Below are 22,144 nucleotides of genomic sequence, written 5' to 3' on the forward strand. Positions count from 1 at the left end.
CCACCGATTACTTGAGGATTCCAAGGCTCTTGTTCGTCTTCCTTATGCTCCCCCACTTGTCGGCAAGCTCGAACATCGCCCTTATCGCGTCTATGTTCTCGGGGACAACGTCGCTCTCCTGGTGGACGGCCTGGATGTAGAAAAGGCGCTTCCCCCTGACGTTTATGCTCTCCTTCCAGACGGCTATCTCGTAGAGGTTGTTCCACTCCCTGTGGAGGTCGCGTGCGAACTCTATGAGCTGGGCGGTGCTTGAGAAGCCCCTTCCCTCCTCGAAGAGAAGCACACGGGTAGTGTCCTCAAAGATATCAATGACGTCCTCCCTCGTGAGGGGCTTCCTGAGCTCGACCATAACCGAGTGGACGTGCATTAGAGTTGTGGGAACGATGAAGGCCGAGGTCTCGATGTTTATTGGGAGGATCGTCTGCACATCGGGGCCGTGGTGCGATGGCACCTCAACGCTCGGCTTTATTGCATTTACGGGCCCGCGCCTGATGTCGTTCGGGTCTGCCGCTCTCCTGATCATCACGGCATAAACGTAGTCGATGTAGTCCTTTATGGCATTCAGCGTCCTCGTTAATCCTGTGGTGTTGCATGAGACAACCCTAACATAGTCCTTCCCGAGGGCGCTTTCATAGTTTGCCTGGGCCACGAAGGAGACCTCCGCAACGCTCGCCTTCTCGCCGCCCTGGAAGACCGCCTTAACGCCGTGTGCCTCATAGAGCTCCTTGTTTCTGGCACCCATTCCCCCGGGGGTGGCATCGACGATTACATCTACCTTTTTGAGAAGGTCTTCGAGCGTTCCCGCCACCTCGAAGCCGGCCTTCTCGAACCTCGGCAGGAACTCCTCGCTTGCGGCATAAACGGGAATTCCAAGCTCTCCCGCCCTGTAGGCTTCAAAATCCGGTTTTGTCTTTGTAACGCCGGTGAGTTTCATATCATCCTGCTTTGAAACGGCATAAGCGACCCTCTTACCTATGGTGCCGTAACCGTTAATCCCCACCTTAACCTTCATGTCATCACCAAGAATTTTACAGCCGTGAAATACTTAAACGTTGTTTTCACCCGCGGTGAAAATATGCCGCATGGTGGAGAGGGCAAAAGCTAAAGCATGGAGCGCCCAACATCAAGCGGTGGTGGGGATGCTGGCGGAGATACTCACAATCGGTGATGAACTCCTGACCGGACACACGGTCGACAGCAACTCCTCGTATATAGCCCAGAAGCTAACCGAGAGGGGCTACTGGGTGAGGAGAAAAACGACCGTTGGAGACGACGTTGAGGAGATAAAGCGTGCTGTCAGGGAGATAATCTCAAGGAAGCCATCCGTGCTGGTGATTTCCGGGGGGCTTGGCCCGACCCATGATGATGTTACCATGCTCGCTGTGGCGGAGGCACTGGGCAGGAGGCTGATTTTAAGGGATGACTGCCTGAGAAGGATCGAGGAATTCTACCGCGAACTTCACAAAAAAGGTCTGATTGACGACCCCGAGCTCAACGAGGCAAGGAGAAAGATGGCGCACCTGCCCGAAGGTGCAGAGCCCCTTGAGAACACAGTAGGCGCCGCCCCGGGAGCATACATTGAACATGAGGACGTCAAAATCTTTGTCCTTCCGGGAATGCCCGGGGAGATGAAGGCCATGCTTGAGAGGGAAGTTCTCCCCCGCCTTGGGGCGAGAAAGTTCGTCCAAAGAAAGCTTCTTGCGGAGATAACCGACGAGAGCAAGCTCGCACCGGTTCTGACCGAGGCCCTGGAAAGATTCAGCATCAGAATACACTCCTCGCCGAAGGGGTTCGGAAGGTTCATCGGCATAATCATCTTCGCAGAGGATGAGGAAAGCATAGAAAAAGCTAAAAGCTTCATGGAGGAAAAAGGCATACTCTTTGAAGAGGGCTGGTGATTCCATGCTTCCTCAAGAGGTGCGCTCAATCATCGAGGAGATGAAAGCCGAACGTATCATGGGGGCGAGTTATCTCGCAAAAAAAGGGGCAGAGGCCTATCTGAAGCTCGCCGGAATTTTAAGGGGTGAAAAACTCCTGAACGCCATGAAGGATCTGCAGAAGGAAATCATAATGGTCAATCCAACGATGGCCTCCCTCTACAACCTGACGCGCTTCATACCCCTGACCAGCGACCCCGAGTTCGTTAAGTTAAAAGCCGAGGAGTTCATAAGGCTCGGGGAGGAAGCAAAGAGGGAAATTGGCAACATAGGGAGCGAGCTTATTGACGAAAATGAGGTCGTGCTAACGCACTCCTTCTCCTCCGCTGTTCTTGAAATTTTCAGATCCGCAAAAATGAAGGGAAAGCACTTCAGGGTTATTCTCACGGAGAGCGCCCCGGATTACGAGGGGCTTGCTCTGGCTGGAGAACTTGAGAGGCTTGAGATTCCATTTGAAATCATAACGGACGCCCAGATTGGAATATTTGCAGAGAGGGCAACTATGGCCATTGTTGGAGCAGACAATATAACCCAGGACGGAGCTGTCATCAACAAGGCCGGAACGTATCCCCTTGCACTGGCGTGCCATGACCGGGGAATTCCTTTTTACGTGGCCGCCGAAAGCTTCAAAATTCACCCTGAGCTGAAATCGGAAGAGGTTGAAATAGTCGAAAGAAAGTTCAAGAGGAATCACTTCCTCATCAGGGGGTACCTCTTCGATGTAACCCCGTGGAAATACGTGAGGGGCGTGATAACGGAGTTCGGCATCCTCGTGCCGCCGAAGGAGATTTAATGCTCCTCGCACTCACAGGGGTTTTTGCCGCAGTACGGACACACCCCGGGATATTTCCTCTCAGCGGCTTTTTCCAGGTCTATGCCGAGGAGGTTTGCAAGGCTTGAGAGCCATGCCAGAACATCCGCAAACTCCTCCTCCATTGCCTCCCTCTCGTCTTTCCGTATAACCTCCGCGAGCTCGCCGACCTCCTCGACGAACCAGAGGAAGGTTTTATCAACGCCCCTTTTGGCATCCTTTTTGAAGTAAAGCTCCCTGATCATTTCCTGAAATTCCCTGATCTCCATGGTATCACCATCATTCGGCGGCCAACTGGATTAGCTTCCTCATGTGAATCTCCGCGGTATCGAAAACCTCTATGCCAACATCGCCCTGCTTCACCGCCAGCGGGAGCTCGGTGCAGCCGAGAATAACCCCCTCCGCTCCCTTCTCAGCATATTTTTCGATGAGCCGGACTATCCATGATCTGCTGGAGAGGTTGTCGAAGGCCAGCTCGCTGAATATTATTTCGTTGAGTTTTTCCTGCTCGTCCTCCCCGGGAACGATGACATCAATGCCGTTATCCCTGAGAGCACTGACGTAAAAGTCAGAACTCATCGTGGTTTTTGTCCCGAGGAGCAGAACCCTCCCCACACCCCTGCGCCCGATTTCCTCAGCAACGGCATCCACTATGCTGATCATGGGGACGCTTACAGCTTTCTGAACATCGGGAAAGACCTTGTGGGGCGTGTTTGCGGACATCGCTATCAGCTCGGCACCGGCCCTTTCAAGGGCTTTCGCGGCATTTATCAGAATCTTCTTTCTGCCCTCCCATCCGCCTGCCCAGAAGTCCCTGAAGTTTATTGAGTAGAGTATAAGTTCCGGGAAGACATAGGGTTCAAATCTCTCGCGGCTTATCTCTATGTACTTCCTGTAATAATAGGATGTGGATTCGGGAGTCATTCCTCCTATTATTCCGATTTTCTTCATGAAAAACCACCAACCCAAGTTCCCGGGAGATATTATGAAAGTTTCGGTTGGGATTACAGCATAGAACACCAATAGTATTATAAGTTTTGAACCCCATACTGAAAAGCGGGGGTGGAGGCAATGGCCGTCAGAATGGGTATAGACTTCTTTGACGAGTATATACTCAGGGATGGCTTCCCTGAGGGCTTCACGGTCCTCGTGGCCGGCGAGCCCGGGGCCGGGAAGACGATTTTCGGCGCCACATTTCTCTACAACGGGATGGCAAAGTACGGCGAAAAAGCCATCTATATATCACTCGCGGAAACAAAGGAGGATTTCTATGAGGGAATGAAGGGCCTTGGAATGAATTTTGAGGAAATGGAGGAAAGGGGCCTCTTCAGGTTCGTTGACCTGATAACGCTAACGCCCGGGGCCGTGGAAAGGGAAATAGAGCTCATGATGACTGAGATACTATCCTTCCAGCCAAAGAGAATAGTCATTGATTCCATAAGCTCCTTTGCACAGCTCCTCGGTGCTGAAAAGACGAGAATGTTTATTCACACAACCCTCGGGAGGTTTATAAAATCCTTCGGAGCTGTCGCACTTCTTATAGCCGAGAAGCCGCTCGGGAGAAACGAGATTGGCTACGGCGTTGAGGAGTTCGTCGTTGATGGTGTTATCGTTCTGAAGTACCAGAGGCTCGGAGAGATAACCCACAGGATAATGGAAATCCCGAAGATGAGAAGGCGCTCCGTTGAAAAGGCCCAGTATGAGTATGTGATAACTGAAGACGGGATGCACTTCCTTGAGATTCCGAGAATAGACTGGGGAGAGGAGGAGGCATCGAGGGAGAAGGTGACAACCGGAATCCCCAAGCTGGATGAGCTCCTCGATGGAGGGGTTTACAGGGGTTCGGTTACCCTCATAGTGGGCATGACGGGAACAGGAAAAACAACCTTCGGGCTGCACTTTGCAATCGCCAATGCAATGGCGGGCAGGAAGGCTATCTATGTGGGCTTTGAAGAGCCGCCCGGACAGCTCCACCGCGCCGCAAAGGACTACGGCTTCCCCATCGACGAAGCCATGAACAGGAACCTTAAGCTCGTGGGCTGGGTTCCCGAGGCAATGAGCCCGGTTTATACGTTCATAAGGATAAAGCAGATAATAGAGGATGAAAAACCCGATGTTCTTGTAATAGACGGCCTGACCGCCCTGAGGGAGCACATGGATCCTGAGGAGCTTGCAAAGATGGTGCGCTACCTCGGACTCCTCATAAAGAAGCACCGGGTCGCGACATACATGACCCTCAATGCGGAAACCAGCTTCGAGGTTGTTCCCTACACGAAGGCCAGCACGCTCTCGGACAACATAATAGGCCTGCGTTATACAGCTGAAGAAGGCACCATAAAGAGGTATCTGGCGATAATCAAGGCAAGGGGCTCAAATCATTCGAGGAAGATACACGAATATGAGATTACCTCAAAGGGGGTTGAGATATATGGATGAGGCCCAGAAAATACTCGTCAAGGCTGTTGTTCACTCAGTGGAACAGGCCAACCCCACCCTCAGAACACTCCTTGAGCTGCACCTGAAGGGCACCACCGGGCAGGGCTTTGAGCTGGCCTATACAGACCCCACAAAGTTCAAGGAGGCAATTTCAAAGCTCTTCGGGGAGTACAGTGCGAGGCTGCTTGAGATGCTCATCATCAGCTATTTCAGGGAGAACCTCGGCATGAAGGGTGAGTTCAACAGCCTTGAGGAGCTTGTTAAGCATCTAAAAGAGGTCTATGGCTGAGCTCTGCCCGAGAACAGCGGGAATAACCAAAGGGGGGATGGGTTAACCCAACATATCTCCTATCCTGTTCCACAGTTTTTCTGCCAGCTCCCTCTTGCCCATTCTGGGGAGCTTTTCCGCAGCTTCCTTCGTGACCCAGAAAACCTCGTTCTCCTCGCTTCCAAAGGCCTCTGCGGTGTTGGCAATCACCGCATCGCTTCCTGCCTTTTCCATCTGCTCCCTCGCCCTTGTTATGAGCTCCTCTTCACTCACCCCATACTCCGCCTTGAAGCCCACCAGAAGCACGCCGGGCTGTATCTCCTTCACCCTCTGGATTATCTTCGGTGTGGGCACCAGCTCAAGGGTGATGGCCTTTCCGCTCTTTATTTTCTCCTTTGCAGTAGTTTTTGGCCTAAAATCACTGACGGCAGCAGCTAAAATCACCACATCATATTTTTTGCCCATAAGCTCGTTCTCCATCGCGCTGAGCATCTCCTCAACGGTCTCCACCTCAATCTGATTCTCCACAAAGCTGGGTACACTGCCCCGAGTTTTGATTAATGTCACCTCCGCCCCCCTCAGCTCGGCCTCCTCCGCCATAGCAACCCCCATTTTTCCGGAGCTCCTGTTCGTGATGAACCTTATGGGGTCGATATACTCCCTCGTCGCCCCCGCGGTCACCAGAATCCTCCTGCCCTTCAAATCCTTCTCATGCAGCTTTTTGATGACGTGATAGACTATCTCATCAACGCCCGCAACTTTGGCCTTGCCCTCCTCAAAGCGCGGCCCTATGAACTCAACACCAAGCTTCCTGAGCTTCTCCATGTTTTCCTTTACAATTGGATGCTTATACATGCTTGAATGCATGGCAGGGGCTATCATTATTGGCGTGTGGGCGAAAGCCGTCGTTACAACGGTTGTTACGGGGGTATCATCAATACCGCAGGCTATCTTTGAAATGGTGTTTGCGGTTGCGGGGCACACCAGAATTAAATCCGCCCTGTTCTCATGCTCTCCGGCAAGTTCAACGTGCTCTATGAAGCCCGTTATCTCGGTGACGACGGGGTTCCCGGTTGCGAACTCCATTGCATAGGGATGGATTATTTTCCGGGCGCTTTCACTCATGACTGCATGAACCTCAGCTCCGTGCCTTATCAGCTCCCTCGCCAGCTTTACACATTCAACCGCCGCTATACTCCCGGGAATTGCCAGAACAATCTTCTTTCCAAGAAGCTTCCTGCTCTTGGTGGCATGAATCAGCTTAACATGATGGAGCATTTTTAATCACCGGGGGGAGTTCTCCCAACCCATATATAATCTTATTTCCTCCCCATCAGCAGGTACCTGTCCACTATCTTCTTGGCCTCCTCGTCCAGCTCGCCTCCTCCCATCATCCAGTTCTCACTAAGATAACCGTAGATTCTTATCGCCAGGGTTCTGTTCGTGATGTATGCATCATAGAGCTTGTAGTTGAGGGAGGCCTGCCTCGAAGAGAGCTTCATGACCTCCATTTTTAAAGCTTCCACATCCCCTCCATCGGCCAGGAACTCCTCCGCCTTTTTTAAATACTCCATTCTCTGCCCCTCCTGAGCCTCCTGTTTTCCTCCTTCAGGTTTTCCAGTATTTCCTTTAAAATCTCCTGGTCTCTCAGAGCCTCCCTGTATTTCCTTTCCATCAGGGCAACCTCCTTCCTCAGCTCGTCCCTCAGTTTGAGAAGCTCGGCAATCTCTTCCAGCTCACTCACGGCTATCAAACCCCATATAATAGTGTATCAGCTCCTCTATTTCGGAATAATCCCTCTCCCCCTTTCCAAGCATCTTCCGGAGCCGTTTATTTTCGGCTATCAGCCCGGAAATCTGTATGGCGAGGTTCTGATTGTCCATGGCAATGTAGTATGTCCTGAACTTCAGGGGCGACCACTTTCCCTCCAGATCATAAAGCTCCCGTTCAAGTCTGCCAATCTCCTTTTCAAGCTCCGTAAAGTCTGCGTTTTCCTCATCCTCGATAAAGCCCCCCAGGAGGATTATCCTCAGAACCCTGTCCTCTCTGAAGCCGTATTTTTCGCCGAGGCCCACTATTTTCTCATACACTTCATCCGGAATACCGAATGTAACCTTTCTCCATCCTGATTCAGGTCTCACCACGATCTTCATTCATCCTCACCCCAAGCTCACGCCTGAATTCTGCGTTTTCATGGCTCAGCTTGCGCCTTATCTCAAAAAGGAGCTCCTTGTCCCGCTGCGCTTTTTTCTCAAACTCAATCAGCTCCTCATAGTGGTGCTTCATCTCCTCCAGCTTTCTTCTCAGCCTCTCCCTATGTTCAAGCAGATGGCGGAATCTGAGTGCTCTCAGCGTGTTTTCAAGCTTCTCCAGCTCATAAAACCTTTTTTCAAGCTCTCTCCTTTCCTGACGTATTCTCTGAAACTCTTCCCTGCTCACCCTAAGCTCTACTTCCAAAGATGCCACCCCTTATTCCGGGTTTTTTAGGGGTCTCCCCGAAGTTTATCTGCAGCGGAAGACCTTTCAGGCTCTCAATTGCAAGAACAACAGCCTCGGCCTCCTTTTTTGTCGGCGCCTCAGTCGACCTGTAGTCGAATTTATCAATAAACCTCTCGACTCTCTCACGTATTATCCTGAGCTTCTCTATCTGGATCCCCGTCAGCTCATCAACATATGAGGGGTTTTCCTTTCTCAGTTCCTCCTTCAGCATCTCATAGTGCTTTTTGCACAGTATCGCTCCGGAGTTTTTATACACCGGGAGGAGCTCCTCGATTCTTCGGGAAAGGCCTGAGATTATGCTCCTCTCCTTCTCTTCGGCCCTCCTGCATAGAAAGCACTTGGAAACCTTAACCCTTCTTCCCTGCTCCAGACTCTCGATATAAACCGAGAGCATGTGGTCATATATGACCGCAACACCCAGTGCCCCTAAAAGGGGATCCGAGTATGCTATCTCCTTCAGCTTCCATGCATGGTACGTGCAGAGCCCGAGGCTTTCTTTAAACTGATCCCTGACTGAGGGATTGTTTACATGCTCGTACAGTATGGTCGTTATCTCGCTCTTCTCATACTTCTGCAGGATGTTACACACCGGACAGCCGGGATTTTCAAGGGCCTCCTTGAGGTAGATTCCAATCAGATCCATCTCAACCACCAAAAATAGAACTAAAAGGTCAGGAGGTCATCCAGCGCTCTAAGGGCCCTGTATGTGTTCTGGAAGTTTGATATGCCCATTTCAAGGCTTCTCCTGAAGCCTCCGTTTGGATTCTGAAGGGATTTTAGGAATGAGATATGCCCCTTAATGTATCTCGGCCTGCTTCTGAGGAGCCTGAGACCTCTGAGGGCATAGAATGTGGGCTCAAGATAGGGGGGTAGCGAATAGGGAACCTCCGTAAAGCCGCCGTAAACCTCGCAGGAATCAAAGTGCCGCGTTCTGGGAACTTCATATCCCAGCGCATTCAGGCTGTAAATGGCCTGATACGTCATTGTCGTCGTTGCCTGTTTAACTCCAAATCCCTCTCCCTTCCGGAACCTCAGTATAAACTCCCGGATTCTCTCCTTCATCTCAGGGTCAATCCTGTAGTTCAGAGCCTTTAGAGCCCTTAAAACCCAGTAGGTGGCTTCCAGCGGTGTTGATGTTCCGAACTCCTCGCTTCCACCGAGTCCCACAGCAAATTTGCCCTCAAGGGGATTGTACTTTGAGAATATCAGATCAAGCTTCTCCTCAGCCAGATCCCTCGCTCCAAGCAGAACCATCCCTTCAACCGCCATTGCCACCGCTACAACCGCGGTCTGTCTTCTGGCAGCACTGAAGAGGAACTGAGCGGTCTTTTCCTTCTCCGGAACCTCCAGCTCCAGCAGGTCATAGATTTTCACGGCGTAGTATGTGTCATTGATGTTCGTCTCATCTAAGAGTGTGACAAAGCAGTATCCCCCATCCTCGTGCCGTCTCTCTCCAATATATCGAATAACGGCATTAGCATTAACATATTTTCCAATCTCATAGAGCTTCGAGCCCATTCTACCGCCTCCCGAAGGTTGTAGAACAGGCGTCATTAGCCCCTGCGGGCAGTTCAGGCTCGAAGCCTGGGCGGACGCCATCGCCCTATAACCACTACAAAAGCCACTTAAAAACCTTTATGGTTCAATGGCCTAACGGAGATTGGGCTTAAAATATGTATCTGCCCGTGCCCGGCGGCACCCATGAATAGAACAAAAAATTAATAACTCCGTTTTTGCCCACTTAGTGTGAGGGGTTAAATGCAGTTCATAGAGGCAACGTACGTGGGGAACTTCATAGACAAACAGATGCTGTTTGACGTTTTTGACGAGGTTAACAGATATTTCACCGAGAACAACATAGATGTCAGGCTTGTTTATATCGGCCCGCTGAAGCTAGCTCCCGGGTATCTTGTCAGCATAAAGACTTCAAACGGCACTCTAAGGGCATATCCTCTGGAAGCCCTAATAGAAACCCTGTATTCCCGGCTTCTTCAGGACATTAAGGAACTGATAGAACAGCGGGAGGGCGATGATACCGGGATTATAATGAACAAAATCCTTGCGCTCACGACATTCCCGCTGATTTCAAGGAATCCCTACTTCGATTTCTATGAAAAGTTCCTTGGATACCATGAAACCATAACAAATCTCAGGATTATGATACTGTCAACCGAGCCCTTCTACTCAGAAGACCTTGAAAACTTCAAAATGCGCCTCTTTAAGGGCGTTCTTCATGAGATAGGACATTCATTCGGGCTGGAGCACTGCAGCGGAGAGTGCGTGATGAACCCTCCCGGAACCATCGGGGAATGGGACCTCAGACCCCCGACATACTGTGATCGCTGCTTCCTTGAGCTCAAGAGAAATGCCGAATATGACCCCGGGCTAAAGTTTTAAGCTCTGAAGTTGAGGCATATATGATATGTTCAGGCATGTGGAAATCGGTGAGATTGAGCGGGCGAAGAATGCGTTACCCCATTATTTTGCGGTATTAAAGGGGGATGAGCAGCCGAATTTTTATCATGCCCAGAGGGTGGAGGTGTCCTTCAGCAGAGATTCTCCCCTCGAAGAGCTCTGGCAGGCTCATGAGGAGGGCATTGAAAAGCTCCACGACAATGAGATTTCAGAAAAGCCCGGGCAGAGTCTCCTCGATTTAAAGGTCCTCATAGCCCGCAGGCTTCTGGAGAGATGCATTCTGTGTGAAATGAAGTGCGGAATAAACAGAAGGAAGCGGAAGGGCTACTGCAGGGTTGATAGAAGCAGAATTGCGAGCGCATTCCTGCATCTCGGTGAGGAGCCCGAGCTGATACCATCATACACGATTTTCTTTTCAGGCTGCAACTTCCGCTGTGTCTTCTGCCAGAACTGGGACATAAGCCAGCAGAGCACCGGCGGTGTTTATGCCCCAGGAGAGATATCCATGGAAATAGCCGTGGCACACATGCAGGGTGCAAAAAACGTTAATTTTGTTGGAGGAGAGCCCACACCCAACATTCCCTTTATCCTCGAGGTTCTCGGATATCTCAGGGTCCCAATCCCTGTTATCTGGAACTCCAACATGTATATGAGCGAGGAGGCTATGAAGCTATTGGACGGTGTGGTCGATGTATACTTGGCGGACTTCAAATGGGGAAACAACAGGGATGCCCTGAAGTACTCAAAAGCCCCCCGCTACTGGGAGACCGTTACGAGGAACTTTCTGCTCGCGAGGGAGCATTACCGGGCTGAGTTCCTGATCCGGCATCTGGTAATGCCCGGCCATCTCAAATGCTGCACAGAACCAATCCTCAGGTGGATTTCGGAGAATCTCGGCAGGGATGTGAGGGTTAATGTGATGTTCCAGTACCGCCCCGAATACAGAGCAGGAGGCTATCCCGAAATTGCCCGGAGGCTCACCCACGAGGAAATGGAGGAGGCCGTCAGGCTGGTCAGGGAATTCGGCCTTAAAAATGCTCTGGTAGGCTAAACTCATCCACCCCTCCCCGAGCTGTCATCCGGCTTCCGAAAGTCTCACTCTCAGGGTGGGAACTGAGTTAATGTTATTAGGCGGAAGCTCCAACTTTATCCTAAGGTGGTTTGATGAGATTACCGAGCAACAAGACAAAGATTATAGCAACCATCGGCCCTGCTTCCATGGACAAAAAGACACTTGAAGCATTGATTAAAGCAGGAATGAGCGTGGCCCGCATCAATTTTGCCCACGGAAACTTTGAACAGCATGAAAGGACTATAAGAAGGGTCAGGGCGGTTTCAGAAAAGATAAACAGGAGGGTTGCCATCCTCGGTGATCTGCCGGGGGTGAAGATAAGGGTCGGAACGATACAGAATGGGGCCGTAACCCTGCACAGGTGGCAGACAGTAACCCTGACCACCAGGGACATAACCGGAAACGAAGCGGAGATTCCCGTGGAGTTCAAGGACTTCCCAAGGATGGTGTCAAAAGGGGATGTTATATATCTCAGCGACGGATTCATAGCCCTCCGGGTTGAGGAGGTGAGGGGGGAGGACGTTCTGTGCAAGGTTCTGGTGGGAGGAACGCTATTTTCCCACAAGGGCATAAACATCCCCAAAGCGAGAATGGCCCTCGATGCCATAACAGACCATGATCTGGAAATCCTCGAATTCGCTCTTGAACACGGCATAGATGCTGTTGGAATTTCATTCGTTGGCTCGGCATACGATGTGCTGAAGGTCAGACGGTATGTGGAGGAAAAAAAGGAAAGAATCTTCATAATTTCAAAAATAGAGCGCCCCGATGCTGTCAGGAATTTTGACGATATACTGTGTGCAAGCGACGGAATAATGATAGCACGCGGTGATCTCGGTGTCGAGATGCCCATCGAAAAGCTCCCCATTCTGCAGAAAAAGCTCATACACAAGGCAAACCTTGCAGGAAAGCCCGTTATAACCGCTACGCAGATGCTTGAGAGCATGACCGAGGAGACCCTTCCAACGAGGGCCGAGGTAACGGATGTTGCCAACGCCATACTCGACGGAACCGATGCCGTGATGCTCTCGGAGGAAACTGCTGTGGGAAAGCACCCTGTTGAAACGGTCAGAATGATGGCCAAGATTGCAAGGACAACAGAGGCCTACAGGGATTCACTGTGGTCGCCGCGCATAGCGAACTGGAAAGCAGTGGAGTGGAAGGAGAAAATACCCAGAAAGGGCACAATTAAGGATGCGATAACGAGGAGCATTATAGAGGCACTGAACTCAATAAGCGTAAAATACATCCTCACCCCCACCAGAACAGGGCAGACGGCAAGGCTGATTTCACGATTCAAGCCGAAACAGTGGATTCTCGCCTTCGCCACAGATGAGAAGGTTGCGAACAGCCTGATGTTCTCCTACGGTGTCTATCCATTCCTCGTCAATGAAACAAGCGAGGAGGAAATAATCAGCGTTATCAAAGGGCTTGGACTGGTTTCAGAGAACGACACGGTTCTCCTGACAAAGGGAACACCCATAGGAAAGACCGCCGGGACAAACACGATAAGAATTTTCACGGTCGGGTGAATTCTGTTTTTCTTTGTTTCTTTTTGCTCCACCGCCCGGACTGGAGAAGAAGAAAGAGGCAGAGCCTCAGAGAAGCATTCTGGCATCAACAGCCACAGCAGAGTCCTCGTAGGCGAAGATCGGGTTGATGTCGAGCTCCTTGATCTCGGGAAGCTCAAGGGCCAGTTCACCGACCTTGACGATGAGGTCAGCGAGGGCCTCTATGTCAACGGGCTTCTCGCCACGTGCTCCCGCCAGAATCGGGTATGCCTTTATCTCCCTGATCATGTCGAGGGCTTCCTCTTTTGTTATCGGGGCAACCCTGAAGCTGACATCCTTGAGTATCTCGACGAATATGCCACCGAGACCGAACATTATCGCCGGACCGAACTGCGGGTCGCGGATCATACCGACTATAACCTCTTTGCCGAGCGGGAGCATCTTGTAGACGATGACGCCCCAGAGGTCTGCATCGGGCTTGTAGTTCTTTGCGTTCTCCATGATCTTCCTGAAGGCCTGCCTGGCCTCATCATCGCTCTTGATGTTGACCTTGACACCGCCGGCGTCGCTCTTGTGGATGATCTGCGGGGAGACGATCTTCATGACAACAGGATAGCCGATTTCCTTTGCGTATTCAACGGCCTCCTCCTCGTTGGCAGCAACTTTAAAGTCCGGAACCGGAACGCCGTAGAGCTTGAGTATCTCCTTCGCCTCCGGCTCGACGAGCGGCCTGTTCTCGGCCTTCGCCTTTTCGATGATTGCCCTGGCCTTTTCAATTCTTTCCATACCTATCACCTCTCAGTTATTGGGATGCAATCCCAACTACATCTGCAGAGTTAAAAGGATTTCCCTTCAACTCGAATTGAAGCTGTCGCTCATTATAAATAGGATGAGGAAGAGATAAATGTGGGTGAAGGCTATGAAGAAGATTATAGGTGGTTTTGGAATTATCATTCTGGTTTTGGCCCTGCTGCTCTTCCAGGGAGATCAGGCAGCCACAAAGGGTGAAACGGTTGTCCTTTATGACTCCGCAAATATAGGAGTGATTGAGAAGAACCTCACGCTTGAGCTGAAGAAGGGGATAAACGAAGTTCCCATTGATGAGATTGCAGGTCTCAGTATAGAGGAGGTAACCCTGACCCCCATGAGCAGCGGCGTCTATGTCCTCGGGATCGTGAGCCAGCTGACACCGGAAAAAGGAGTCTATGAAGCCAATACCGGAAAGGAAGTAACGGTGAAGCTCCGCAGCGGCGAGGAGATATCCGGAAAGCTGCTCGGACTGAGGGATGGAAACGTGGTGATAGAGGGGGATAGGCTTTACGTCATAAATCCCAGCGAAATCTCATACCTGAAGGTTCCGGGCCTTGATAACAGCAGATCCCAGGCCTATGCAATTATCCAGGCAGAGAAGGAGGGGAAATACTCGTTTGACCTGATTTACCGGGTGAAGGGGATAGGATGGAGCTCAAGATACAAGCTCTACATTAGCGACAGGGCAAAGCTCATCGGTTATATTGTCATAAACAACCCCACAAGGGAGAAATTTGAAAATGCCGAGATAGCCCTTGTCTCGGGAGAGGTTAGCTTCTACATGCCGCCGAGAACCGTCTACGCACTGGAATCCGGAAAAGCGGGTGCAGCCCCTTCAGTGGAGCCTCAGAAGCTGGAGGCGTTCTACATCTACAGACTCGGCACGGCATCCCTGAATCCCTTCGAGAAGAAGATGATACCCTACATCTATCAGGAGGCTCCATTTAAACGCGAGTACCTCTATGAAAGCTACCCGTACGGCAGCAGCAATGCAGTCTATGAATCCATATCGTTCAAAACGGAGAAGGTTCTCCCTGCCGGAATTGTTGAGATTTACAGGGACATGAACGGAAGCAGCATACTGATCGGGGAAAGAGCAATTCAGCACACACCGAAAGGAGATATCCTGAGGATAGGCATCGGGAAGGATATAGACCTTAAGGGGACAACCCAGATTCTCGAAGAGAAGCGCGGCAGCAGCTATTCCTACTATAAGGTCAAAATTACGATTGAGAACTTCGGGAAAGAAACAAAGACTGTGATAGTGCGGCACTACAAACGCGGGATGCTGAAAACTTCATCTGTAAAACCGCTCGACGAAACTGCCAGCTACGTGGAGTTCAGGGTAACCGTGGGGCCGGGAGAAAAGAAGGAAATAGTGTTTGACTATGAGATGAGCTATTAGGACTTCCTGAGGGCAATTTCAAAGCTCTTTTCTCCTTTCATTATCTCAAGGATGAGGGTTTTGTCGTAGTCCTGAAACCTGGTGCCCTTGGGGGTGTATCCCTCCTCCCTGAGGTACTCAAGAAGTTTCAGACCGAGATCCTCAAACATTTCAGCTGCCATTGTTGCAAAGCTCGGCTCCTCTATACCGAGCTCCTCATGGTATCTCCGGGCCAGTTCAAAAACATCCATACCATCACCTCGTTTGAATTTACGGCATTCTGAATTAAAAATTACCGCTGTTGTCTGCGGCGGATACAGCCTCCGGGCAAGTGCAGTGTGCCCGGCAATTGTAGGTCTGGGGATTATTGAGCCGGTAACAACAGCCCCCCCTTCAACCAAAAATTTTTAAATCTCCATTGCTTACTAATTCCAGTGGTCATCATGGAGGAGAAGGTTCTGAAAAAGGGTCGGAGATATTTCAGGGAGGGACGGGTTTTATGGGTGGTGAAGAAAGGAAACCTGCTGTTCTCCAAAGTCCTCGGCACCTATCCCTATTACGTCGAGCTTGAAATTGAAAGCGGGGAGAACACATGCACATGTCCCCTCGGGAGAGACTGCAAGCATGCGGCTGCGGTTCTGGTGGCATTCGAGGAGGGGTTTTACATTGAGACTGATGACGAAGACGCCGGCCTCTCCCCCGAGTGCGTCATTGACAGATACTCCTTTGAAAATCCGGAATTTGGGCTTGAGATTACCCTGAAGGAACTCGAATACACGTTGAACAGCGATGAAAGCGGGAGTGAGGTGGCAAGACTTTTCAGGAAGGCCTTAAAACTTCTGAAAATGTTCCCCGATGAAAAGGCATATTCGAAGCTTGAGAGGATCATCGGGGAATATGAAGAGCTGTTTCCGGAGTATCAGCTAACCGAGATGCTGAAAAGGGAGCTGCATTAAGCCCGCCAAAAAGCCTTATAAAAGGGAGCGGTACTAAAGGAGACATTAGAGGGGGGTAAAATGAAGGCTATCTACAGAGAGATGTGCCCGAACTGTTACGGTAGAATCTGCGATGAGAGGCTGTACAGGAAGAATCCATGCGAGATGTGCCTTGAGAATGAAATCCGGGCTCCGGAATATATTGACCTCATAACCGCCGTGAGGGACGCCCTCAGGCTTAAAGGGGCTTTAAAAGGGTGGGAAGAGATTTACAGGATTGAAATCAAGCTCAGAGAAATTGAGGAGCTGTTTGAGAAGGCCACGGGCTTTACCTTCTGGAGCGCCCAGAAAACATGGGTCAAGAGACTCGTAAAGGGGAAGAGCTTCTCCATCATAGCCCCGACAGGAATGGGGAAGAGCACTTTCGGAGCTTTCATGGCCATTTACTATGCCATGCAGGGAAAGAAAAGCTATATGGTGGTTCCAACAACCCCCCTCGTGCTCCAGACAATCAAAAAGGTTGGCCAGCTTGCGGAGAGGGCCGGCATTCAGATAAACCTCGCATACTATCACGGTGGCCTGAGGAAAAAGGAAAAAGAGGAGATGCTTGAAAAAATCAAAAACGGGGATTATGATATCCTGATAACAAGCGCCCAGTATCTGGCTAGAAAGTTTGATGAAATCTTTAAAGGCAGGCATTTTGATTTTATCTTTGTCGATGATGTCGACGCCTTTCTGAAGGCCTCAAAGAACATCGACCGCTCCCTTCTTCTCCTCGGCTTCAACGAGGAGATGATCCAGAAGGCCTGGGAAATCATACGGCTCAAAAAACAGATGTCGAGATACCTCAACAGCCGTGCCGACGACCGGGAAGAAAAGCTTAAAGAGCTGAACGGACAGATTGGGAAAATTTCGAGGGAAATCGAAGAATTCAAGGAGAAGAACAGCATAGGCGTCCTGATCATAGCATCGGCCACGGGGAGCGCCCGGGGGGACAGAATAAAGCTCTACCGCGAGCTTCTCGGCTTCGAGGTCGGCAGCGGGAGGTCTGCCCTCAGAAATGTTGCTGACAGCTATCTGTTCCCTGAGAAAGACCCCAAGGAGCATGTTGAGGAGCTGCTTGGGAGGCTGGGAAGAGGGGGGCTGGTCTTCGTTCCGATTGATCAGGGCATTGCATATGCAGAGGAGCTCACCCAGTATCTCAGGGAAAAGGGCCTCAGGGTAGAGCTTATTTCCTCAAAGAGCAAAAAAGGTCTGGAGAAGTTTGAAAACGGTGAGGTGGATTACCTCGTTGGAGTCGCCACATATTACGGAAGCATCGTGCGCGGTCTTGACCTGCCCCACATAATACGCTACGCCATCTTCACGGGGGTTCCCAAATTCAGATTTTCAATAGACCTTGAAAAGCCCACAATTTACCGTGTTCTCGGGCTGATGAGCGAGGTTATGGAATTTCTTGAAGGAGAGCGGAGGAAAGAGGCGGAAAAGCTCTATGCCCGGCTCAAAAGGCTTATAAGAAACATCCCGCAGTTTGAGCTGCTGAAGATTGAAGAGGCTCTGGCCGAGGGGCTGCCTCTCGAAGGCTTCCACAATCACGTTCTCGATGTATTCCGGCAGACAGTTGAGTTTCTGAGAAATGCGCTCAGGGATGAAAACGTCCTGAGGAGAATAGCGGAAGACCCCTTTGTGAGCCTCAGGGAGGAAAACGGGAAATGGTTCATTGAAATTCCCGATGTGAGAACGTATATACAGGCCACCGGGAGGACGAGCAGGCTTTTTGCCGGCGGGATTACCAGAGGCCTGAGCGTTCTGATCATAGACAACGAAAAGGTATTCAACGGGCTCATGAGGCAGATGCGCTGGCGCTTTACCGAGTTCAAAATGGTGCCCTTTGAGGAGCTTGATCTGGAGAAACTCCTCCGCGAGATAGATGAGGACAGGCTGAAAATAAAGCTCGTCATGGAGGGTAAGATAAGCCAGAAGACAAAGGATCTGGTCAAATCCGCCCTCATGATAGTGGAATCCCCCAATAAGGCGAGAACAATAGCAAACTTCTTCGGCCAGCCGAGCAAGAGGAGGATAGGAGATTTAGTGGCCTATGAGGTGAGTATAGGCGACAGAATGCTGACGATTCTTGCAAGCGGAGGGCATATGTTTGATCTCGTCACGAATGAGGGATATCACGGGGTGCTGGTCAGGGAGGAGAAGGGAGGCATTTCCTTCATCCCGGTGTATGACACCATCAAGAGGTGCAGGGACTGCGGCCATCAGTTCGTCGACTGGGAGGAGAAGGGGGTGTGCCCAAGATGTGGCTCAAGAAACGTCAGGGACGCCCTTGAGAACGTTAAAGCCATGCGTGAAATTGCCCAGGAAGTCGACGAGATTCTGATTGCAACTGACCCGGATACAGAGGGGGAGAAGATAGCCTGGGACATCAGAAACGTGCTGAGCCCCTACACCCCAAACATCAAGCGCATAGAGTTCCACGAGGTTACCCGACCTGCCATCCTCAGGGCGCTGGAGGATGCGAGGGATGTAGATGATGCCAAAGTCAATGCCCAGCTCGTCAGGAGGATAGAGGACAGGTGGATAGGATTTGAGCTCAGCCAGAAGCTCCAGCAGGTCTTTGAGAACAGAAACCTGTCTGCGGGCAGGGTTCAAACGCCCGTTTTAGGATGGATCATCAGGAGATACAAGGAGTTCACCGAAAGCGAAACCGACTTCATGCTGCTGACACTCGAAAATGACATGACGGTGATGCTGGAGGGGGTTAAGGAGGAAGTTGATGAAATAACGGTGGAGGATGTCAAGATAGAGGAGAGGGAGATAAATCCGCTGCCGCCATACACAACGGACACAATGCTCCAGGATGCATCCCGCTATCTCGGCCTCTCGGCACCGCAGACAATGCAGCTTGCTCAGGACCTTTTTGAGATGGGCTTGCTAACCTATCACAGGACGGACTCGATACACGTAAGCAGCACGGGTATTGAAGTTGCGAAGGAATATATAACGCAGGAACTCGGCGAGGAGTATTTCGCCCCGAGAAAATGGGGAGATAAAGGAGCACATGAGGCAATAAGGCCCACAAGACCCATAGACACAGGACGGCTTATGCAACTCATAAGGGATGGTATCATAATACTGGCCAGAGGGCTGACCAGAAACCATTTCAGGCTGTACGACATGGTGTTCAGGAGATTCATGGCAAGCCAGATGAAAGCGGCTAAAATTCTACATGAGAAAGCCATAATAGATGCAGGTGCGGCTAAAGCCGAGGTTGAAGGTTACGTAGAGGTGCTCTACGACGGATGGGCAAGGATAAGAAAGCTCCCCATGTGGCCAATTCCAAAGCTTGAAAAAGGCCAGAGACTAAAGGTAAAGGAATTTAAAAAATGGCGCGCTCCAAAGGTTCCTCTCTATACTCAGGGAGACATAATAGCCCTGATGAAGGAGAAGAACATCGGCAGACCCTCAACGTATGCCAAGATAGTAAGGACGCTTTTGAGCAGGTACTACGTTATAGAAACGAGGGGCAGGAAAAAGCTTGTCCCCACTGATCAGGGCATAAAGGTGTATCACTACCTGATAAGCAAATACAAAGACCTGGTCAGCGAAGAGAAAACGAGAGAACTGGAGCGGCTCATGGATCTTGTGGAGGAGAATAAGATTGAATACCAAAAGGTTCTCGTTGAACTGTACAATGAACTGAAATCCTTCATGAATACTGGCTAAATATAACCATCCTATTTTTCAGCTTCGTATTTTATCACGTTCTATCCATCTCTGCTGCAATCAAAAAACTTAAAATTAGAACAGGAGTAATCCTTTTGTATATCCATACAATGTCCATAATATCGTTTAAAGTCATATCGTGCTATGAAAAATTAATAAGCAAAAAAACTTTGCTCATAAGAAAAAACCTTATATACCCCATCATCCAAAACTATTAGTGAAAGATTTGATGGTGGTAAAAATGGTCAAAGATAGGATGGTAGAACTTTTACAAGAGCACTTTGAACTGAACTTATACGAGGCCAGAGCATACGTCGCCCTCGTGGGCTTTGGTGTTTTAACACCCGCCGAACTTGCCAGCGTTTCTGAAGTCCCGGCTCCGAGGACCTACGATGTCCTGAGAAGCCTGGAGAAGAAGGGCTTTGCCATCAGCCAGCCCGGCAAGGTCAACAAATACAGGCCGGTGCACCCAGAGAACATCCTCGATAAATTCATCGAGGAGTGGCAGGAGCGCATCAAGGAGGAGCTTGAAGCAAAGAGGAAGGCCAAGGAGGAGCTGCTTGAGCTCATGACACCGCTGATAGAGACAGAGATACCAAAGTACGGTGTTGAGAGGGTCTGGGTTGTCAGGGGAATCAGAAACGCCACGCTCAAGACCAAGGAAATGTTTGAGGATGTCAAGAGCGAGATACTCCTGGCAGACGATGGTTATATAGCCGTCAACCTCGAAAACGACATTATAAAAGCCATTGACAGGGGAGCAAAAGCCAAGATTATAGTCACAAAGCAGCTTCTGCCAAGAATGCAGAGCTCAAAGCTCCTGGACTACTACAAGAACGGCAAACTTGAACTCAAGGTCGCTGAAAAGCTCGAACTCCCGATGCTCATCTGCGATGATGAAGTGTTCTTCGCCCTGGAGGACATGGCTGCGAGATACTTCAACTACGAGACCCAGATATGGATCAAGGACTTCCGCGTCAAGGCGCTCTTTGAGGGCAAATTCAACGAGTACTGGGAAAAAGCAGAGAAGGCATGAAGTTCGTATATACTTAATACCTGTATTTGAACTCCTCCTCTTTTTCGTCTTTTTTCCTGAGTCTCCAGTATATCACGTCATCCTTCTCAAAGCTCTCAATTTTCCCCTGCTCGGATAACCTCAGGAGAAACCTCCTCGTTTCCATGACAGGGATGCCCGTCTCACGGGAAATGTCCTCAAGGGTCTTCTCTCCGGATTTTAACACATCCAAAATTCTCAGATGCTTCATCATCATCCCCCCAGCTTTTTGTATTTTTCCAGCAGATTTATTATCTTCTCCATGACATTTAAATATTTTTCAAGCTCATCGATGTCTTCCGGGAGGGCCCTGGCAAGCTCCTTCAGTTTTTCATTCAGTATCTCTTCAACATCTTTCACTTCTGCCATTTCCGCCTTCCTCTCTCTTCCCCGGTATTCACAGATGGGACAGAACACCCTGCCGTTCAGCTCAAAGAGAGGGGAGCCGCATTTGGGACAGTGTCGGTCAAGCATTTTAGCCCCCGAGAGAAGAAGAGGCGTGATGATTTGCCTGATTTCCTCCTGTGTGAGCACCATGCTATCCACCTCCCAACAGCTGGAAGACCTCAACAAGGGCCTTCTTGCCGAGCCTTGAACGGCGTATCCTGTCCGAAACCTCGGCTATATCAAAGGCTGTTATTCTAAATTTCCCCTTGATCTCCTCCAGAATCTCAATCAGCTGTTCCAGTGTTAATTCCCCATGCTGAAAGCGTGCAATCCTGTACTCCGGCCTCAGGACATCCATGTCCACCGTGAGATATATCTCCTCCCCGAGGTATTCCCTTGCCTCGGCGACAACCTCATCCACAGCACCCGTCTGGAGATTCCTGTAGGCCTTCCACCGGCGTCCGATCTTCCTGCTCCTCAGGAGAGCGGGAAATATTTTAACCCTCCGGGTCCACAGCTCGGTTCTTTCAGTTGTAGGTATCATAAGAACAGGCCCCACAACAGCCGCCCGGTTTATTATCCTCTCCTCAAGGGTATATGCGAGCCATGAACCGTGATCGAGGTAGTCATGCATCAGGTCTGTGTGGGCATCTATGCTCAGCAGGGCAGGGGGCCTGAGGCTTTTGACTATTCCGTAGCTGGCCAGATGATCTCCAATAATATAAACCCTGTCCCTTGGAACCCTGTCGGTCAGAAGCTCTATGTTGCTTGACTCAACAATCATGTAATCCTCAAGAAGTTTATTCCGTTTAAGGTAATTGAGGACGTACAGAACACCCTCCCTGTTGGGCTTCTCACCAAAGGGGATAAATGTAACCATTTTTCATCAC

General features: G+C 50.4%; 26 protein-coding genes and 1 riboswitch. Of the genes, 11 read left to right on the forward strand and 15 right to left on the reverse strand.

Going from position 1 to position 22,144, the window contains the following annotated elements; translation table 11 throughout:
* Positions 1-7 precede the first annotated feature (7 nt).
* The gene (locus ACYQ27_RS07760; RefSeq protein WP_460041405.1) at positions 8-1,012 is read right to left on the reverse strand and encodes a phosphorylating glyceraldehyde-3-phosphate dehydrogenase; all 1,005 of its coding nucleotides are present in this window, start codon (positions 1,010-1,012) and stop codon (positions 8-10) included.
* Positions 1,013-1,139: 127 nt separating this feature from the next.
* Here ACYQ27_RS07760 and ACYQ27_RS07765 point away from each other — a divergent pair, with 127 nt between their 5' ends.
* Both ACYQ27_RS07765 and ACYQ27_RS07770 read left to right on the forward strand, forming a co-directional pair.
* Positions 1,140-1,898: a molybdopterin-binding protein gene (locus ACYQ27_RS07765; protein WP_456395134.1), complete on the forward strand. Its 759-nt coding sequence runs from the start codon at positions 1,140-1,142 to the stop codon at positions 1,896-1,898.
* 4 nt (positions 1,899-1,902) lie between these two features.
* Positions 1,903-2,730, forward strand: coding sequence for a translation initiation factor eIF-2B alpha/beta/delta subunit family protein (locus tag ACYQ27_RS07770; RefSeq protein ID WP_456452574.1), 828 nt, complete (start codon positions 1,903-1,905; stop codon positions 2,728-2,730).
* Here the strand turns inward: ACYQ27_RS07770 and ACYQ27_RS07775 are convergent.
* Both ACYQ27_RS07775 and ACYQ27_RS07780 read right to left on the reverse strand, forming a co-directional pair.
* The gene (locus ACYQ27_RS07775; protein ID WP_460041406.1) at positions 2,727-3,017 is read right to left on the reverse strand and encodes a MazG nucleotide pyrophosphohydrolase domain-containing protein; all 291 of its coding nucleotides are present in this window, start codon (positions 3,015-3,017) and stop codon (positions 2,727-2,729) included. The two genes, ACYQ27_RS07770 and ACYQ27_RS07775, sit on opposite strands and share 4 nt — an antisense overlap.
* 10 nt (positions 3,018-3,027) lie before the next feature.
* A complete protein-coding gene (locus ACYQ27_RS07780; RefSeq protein ID WP_456452570.1) occupies positions 3,028-3,699 on the reverse strand; it encodes an aspartate/glutamate racemase family protein in 672 nt (223 codons plus the stop codon).
* A gap of 120 nt (positions 3,700-3,819) precedes the next feature.
* Here ACYQ27_RS07780 and ACYQ27_RS07785 point away from each other — a divergent pair, with 120 nt between their 5' ends.
* Positions 3,820-5,184: a DUF7125 family protein gene (locus ACYQ27_RS07785; RefSeq protein WP_460041407.1), complete on the forward strand. Its 1,365-nt coding sequence runs from the start codon at positions 3,820-3,822 to the stop codon at positions 5,182-5,184.
* The gene (locus ACYQ27_RS07790; RefSeq protein WP_456452590.1) at positions 5,177-5,473 is read left to right on the forward strand and encodes a NitrOD5 domain-containing protein; all 297 of its coding nucleotides are present in this window, start codon (positions 5,177-5,179) and stop codon (positions 5,471-5,473) included. The genes ACYQ27_RS07785 and ACYQ27_RS07790 overlap by 8 nt, the downstream gene beginning before the upstream one ends.
* Before the next feature lie 42 nt (positions 5,474-5,515).
* On the opposite strand, the gene coaBC is transcribed toward ACYQ27_RS07790, so the two are convergent.
* The 7 genes from coaBC to ACYQ27_RS07825 are packed head-to-tail and all read right to left on the reverse strand — an operon-like array spanning position 5,516 to position 9,469.
* Entirely contained in the window at positions 5,516-6,730 is a 1,215-nt protein-coding gene (gene coaBC, locus ACYQ27_RS07795; protein WP_460041408.1) for a bifunctional phosphopantothenoylcysteine decarboxylase/phosphopantothenate--cysteine ligase CoaBC, read from the reverse strand.
* A 41-nt stretch (positions 6,731-6,771) separates the two neighbouring features.
* Complete coding sequence (locus ACYQ27_RS07800; protein WP_456395103.1) at positions 6,772-7,026, reverse strand: hypothetical protein; 255 nt, start codon at positions 7,024-7,026, stop codon at positions 6,772-6,774.
* Complete coding sequence (locus ACYQ27_RS07805) at positions 7,014-7,196, reverse strand: hypothetical protein (RefSeq protein ID WP_456395102.1); 183 nt, start codon at positions 7,194-7,196, stop codon at positions 7,014-7,016. The genes ACYQ27_RS07800 and ACYQ27_RS07805 overlap by 13 nt, the downstream gene beginning before the upstream one ends.
* Positions 7,189-7,605 (reverse strand): hypothetical protein, encoded by a 417-nt coding sequence (locus ACYQ27_RS07810; RefSeq protein ID WP_456395101.1) that lies wholly within the window; start codon positions 7,603-7,605, stop codon positions 7,189-7,191. Before ACYQ27_RS07810 ends, ACYQ27_RS07805 begins: the two co-directional genes overlap by 8 nt.
* Positions 7,583-7,909 (reverse strand): hypothetical protein, encoded by a 327-nt coding sequence (locus tag ACYQ27_RS07815; protein WP_460041409.1) that lies wholly within the window; start codon positions 7,907-7,909, stop codon positions 7,583-7,585. The genes ACYQ27_RS07810 and ACYQ27_RS07815 overlap by 23 nt, the downstream gene beginning before the upstream one ends.
* Positions 7,893-8,594: a DUF6062 family protein gene (locus ACYQ27_RS07820; protein ID WP_460041410.1), complete on the reverse strand. Its 702-nt coding sequence runs from the start codon at positions 8,592-8,594 to the stop codon at positions 7,893-7,895. Before ACYQ27_RS07820 ends, ACYQ27_RS07815 begins: the two co-directional genes overlap by 17 nt.
* Positions 8,595-8,614: 20 nt before the next feature.
* Entirely contained in the window at positions 8,615-9,469 is an 855-nt protein-coding gene (locus ACYQ27_RS07825; RefSeq protein WP_460041411.1) for a prenyltransferase/squalene oxidase repeat-containing protein, read from the reverse strand.
* 19 nt (positions 9,470-9,488) lie between these two features.
* Positions 9,489-9,563, reverse strand: a riboswitch (Fluoride riboswitch).
* A gap of 146 nt (positions 9,564-9,709) precedes the next feature.
* Between ACYQ27_RS07825 and ACYQ27_RS07830 the strand changes: the two genes are divergently transcribed.
* From ACYQ27_RS07830 to pyk, 3 genes are all read left to right on the forward strand, one after another.
* On the forward strand, positions 9,710-10,348 hold the full coding sequence (locus ACYQ27_RS07830) for a zinc metalloprotease (RefSeq protein WP_460041412.1): 639 nt from the start codon (positions 9,710-9,712) through the stop codon (positions 10,346-10,348).
* Between the two features lie 25 nt (positions 10,349-10,373).
* Positions 10,374-11,417, forward strand: a complete 1,044-nt coding sequence (locus ACYQ27_RS07835) for a radical SAM protein (RefSeq protein WP_456452558.1) — start codon at positions 10,374-10,376, stop codon at positions 11,415-11,417.
* 113 nt (positions 11,418-11,530) lie between these two features.
* Positions 11,531-12,970 carry a pyruvate kinase gene (pyk, locus tag ACYQ27_RS07840; protein ID WP_456452556.1) on the forward strand — a complete coding sequence of 480 codons (1,440 nt, stop codon included), beginning with the start codon at positions 11,531-11,533 and terminating at the stop codon, positions 12,968-12,970.
* A 66-nt stretch (positions 12,971-13,036) separates the two neighbouring features.
* Here the strand turns inward: pyk and ACYQ27_RS07845 are convergent, their stop codons facing one another.
* Complete coding sequence (locus tag ACYQ27_RS07845; RefSeq protein ID WP_460041413.1) at positions 13,037-13,735, reverse strand: acetate--CoA ligase family protein; 699 nt, start codon at positions 13,733-13,735, stop codon at positions 13,037-13,039.
* A gap of 133 nt (positions 13,736-13,868) precedes the next feature.
* Between ACYQ27_RS07845 and ACYQ27_RS07850 the strand changes: the two genes are divergently transcribed.
* Positions 13,869-15,164 (forward strand): DUF4139 domain-containing protein, encoded by a 1,296-nt coding sequence (locus ACYQ27_RS07850; RefSeq protein ID WP_456452552.1) that lies wholly within the window; start codon positions 13,869-13,871, stop codon positions 15,162-15,164.
* Here the strand turns inward: ACYQ27_RS07850 and ACYQ27_RS07855 are convergent.
* The gene (locus ACYQ27_RS07855) at positions 15,161-15,394 is read right to left on the reverse strand and encodes a hypothetical protein (RefSeq protein WP_456395092.1); all 234 of its coding nucleotides are present in this window, start codon (positions 15,392-15,394) and stop codon (positions 15,161-15,163) included. The two genes, ACYQ27_RS07850 and ACYQ27_RS07855, sit on opposite strands and share 4 nt — an antisense overlap.
* Before the next feature lie 192 nt (positions 15,395-15,586).
* Here ACYQ27_RS07855 and ACYQ27_RS07860 point away from each other — a divergent pair, with 192 nt between their 5' ends.
* The 3 genes from ACYQ27_RS07860 to trmBL2 all read left to right on the forward strand — a co-directional run bounded on the left by ACYQ27_RS07860 (position 15,587) and on the right by trmBL2 (position 20,849).
* Complete coding sequence (locus ACYQ27_RS07860) at positions 15,587-16,099, forward strand: SWIM zinc finger family protein (RefSeq protein WP_460041844.1); 513 nt, start codon at positions 15,587-15,589, stop codon at positions 16,097-16,099.
* Positions 16,100-16,159: 60 nt separating this feature from the next.
* Positions 16,160-19,813, forward strand: a complete 3,654-nt coding sequence (gene rgy / locus ACYQ27_RS07865) for a reverse gyrase (protein ID WP_460041414.1) — start codon at positions 16,160-16,162, stop codon at positions 19,811-19,813.
* Between the two features lie 241 nt (positions 19,814-20,054).
* Positions 20,055-20,849 carry an HTH-type transcriptional regulator TrmBL2 gene (gene trmBL2, locus ACYQ27_RS07870; RefSeq protein ID WP_456452586.1) on the forward strand — a complete coding sequence of 265 codons (795 nt, stop codon included), beginning with the start codon at positions 20,055-20,057 and terminating at the stop codon, positions 20,847-20,849.
* A gap of 13 nt (positions 20,850-20,862) precedes the next feature.
* On the opposite strand, the gene ACYQ27_RS07875 is transcribed toward trmBL2, so the two are convergent.
* The 3 genes from ACYQ27_RS07875 to ACYQ27_RS07885 are packed head-to-tail and all read right to left on the reverse strand — an operon-like array spanning position 20,863 to position 22,134.
* Positions 20,863-21,084 (reverse strand): helix-turn-helix domain-containing protein, encoded by a 222-nt coding sequence (locus tag ACYQ27_RS07875; RefSeq protein ID WP_456395090.1) that lies wholly within the window; start codon positions 21,082-21,084, stop codon positions 20,863-20,865.
* Positions 21,081-21,404 carry an Sjogren's syndrome/scleroderma autoantigen 1 family protein gene (locus ACYQ27_RS07880; protein WP_460041415.1) on the reverse strand — a complete coding sequence of 108 codons (324 nt, stop codon included), beginning with the start codon at positions 21,402-21,404 and terminating at the stop codon, positions 21,081-21,083. The genes ACYQ27_RS07875 and ACYQ27_RS07880 overlap by 4 nt, the downstream gene beginning before the upstream one ends.
* Before the next feature lies 1 nt (position 21,405).
* Positions 21,406-22,134 (reverse strand): arginase family protein, encoded by a 729-nt coding sequence (locus tag ACYQ27_RS07885; RefSeq protein ID WP_456452546.1) that lies wholly within the window; start codon positions 22,132-22,134, stop codon positions 21,406-21,408.
* Positions 22,135-22,144 lie beyond the last annotated feature (10 nt).

The sequence above is a fragment of the Thermococcus atlanticus genome, from assembly GCF_054657855.1.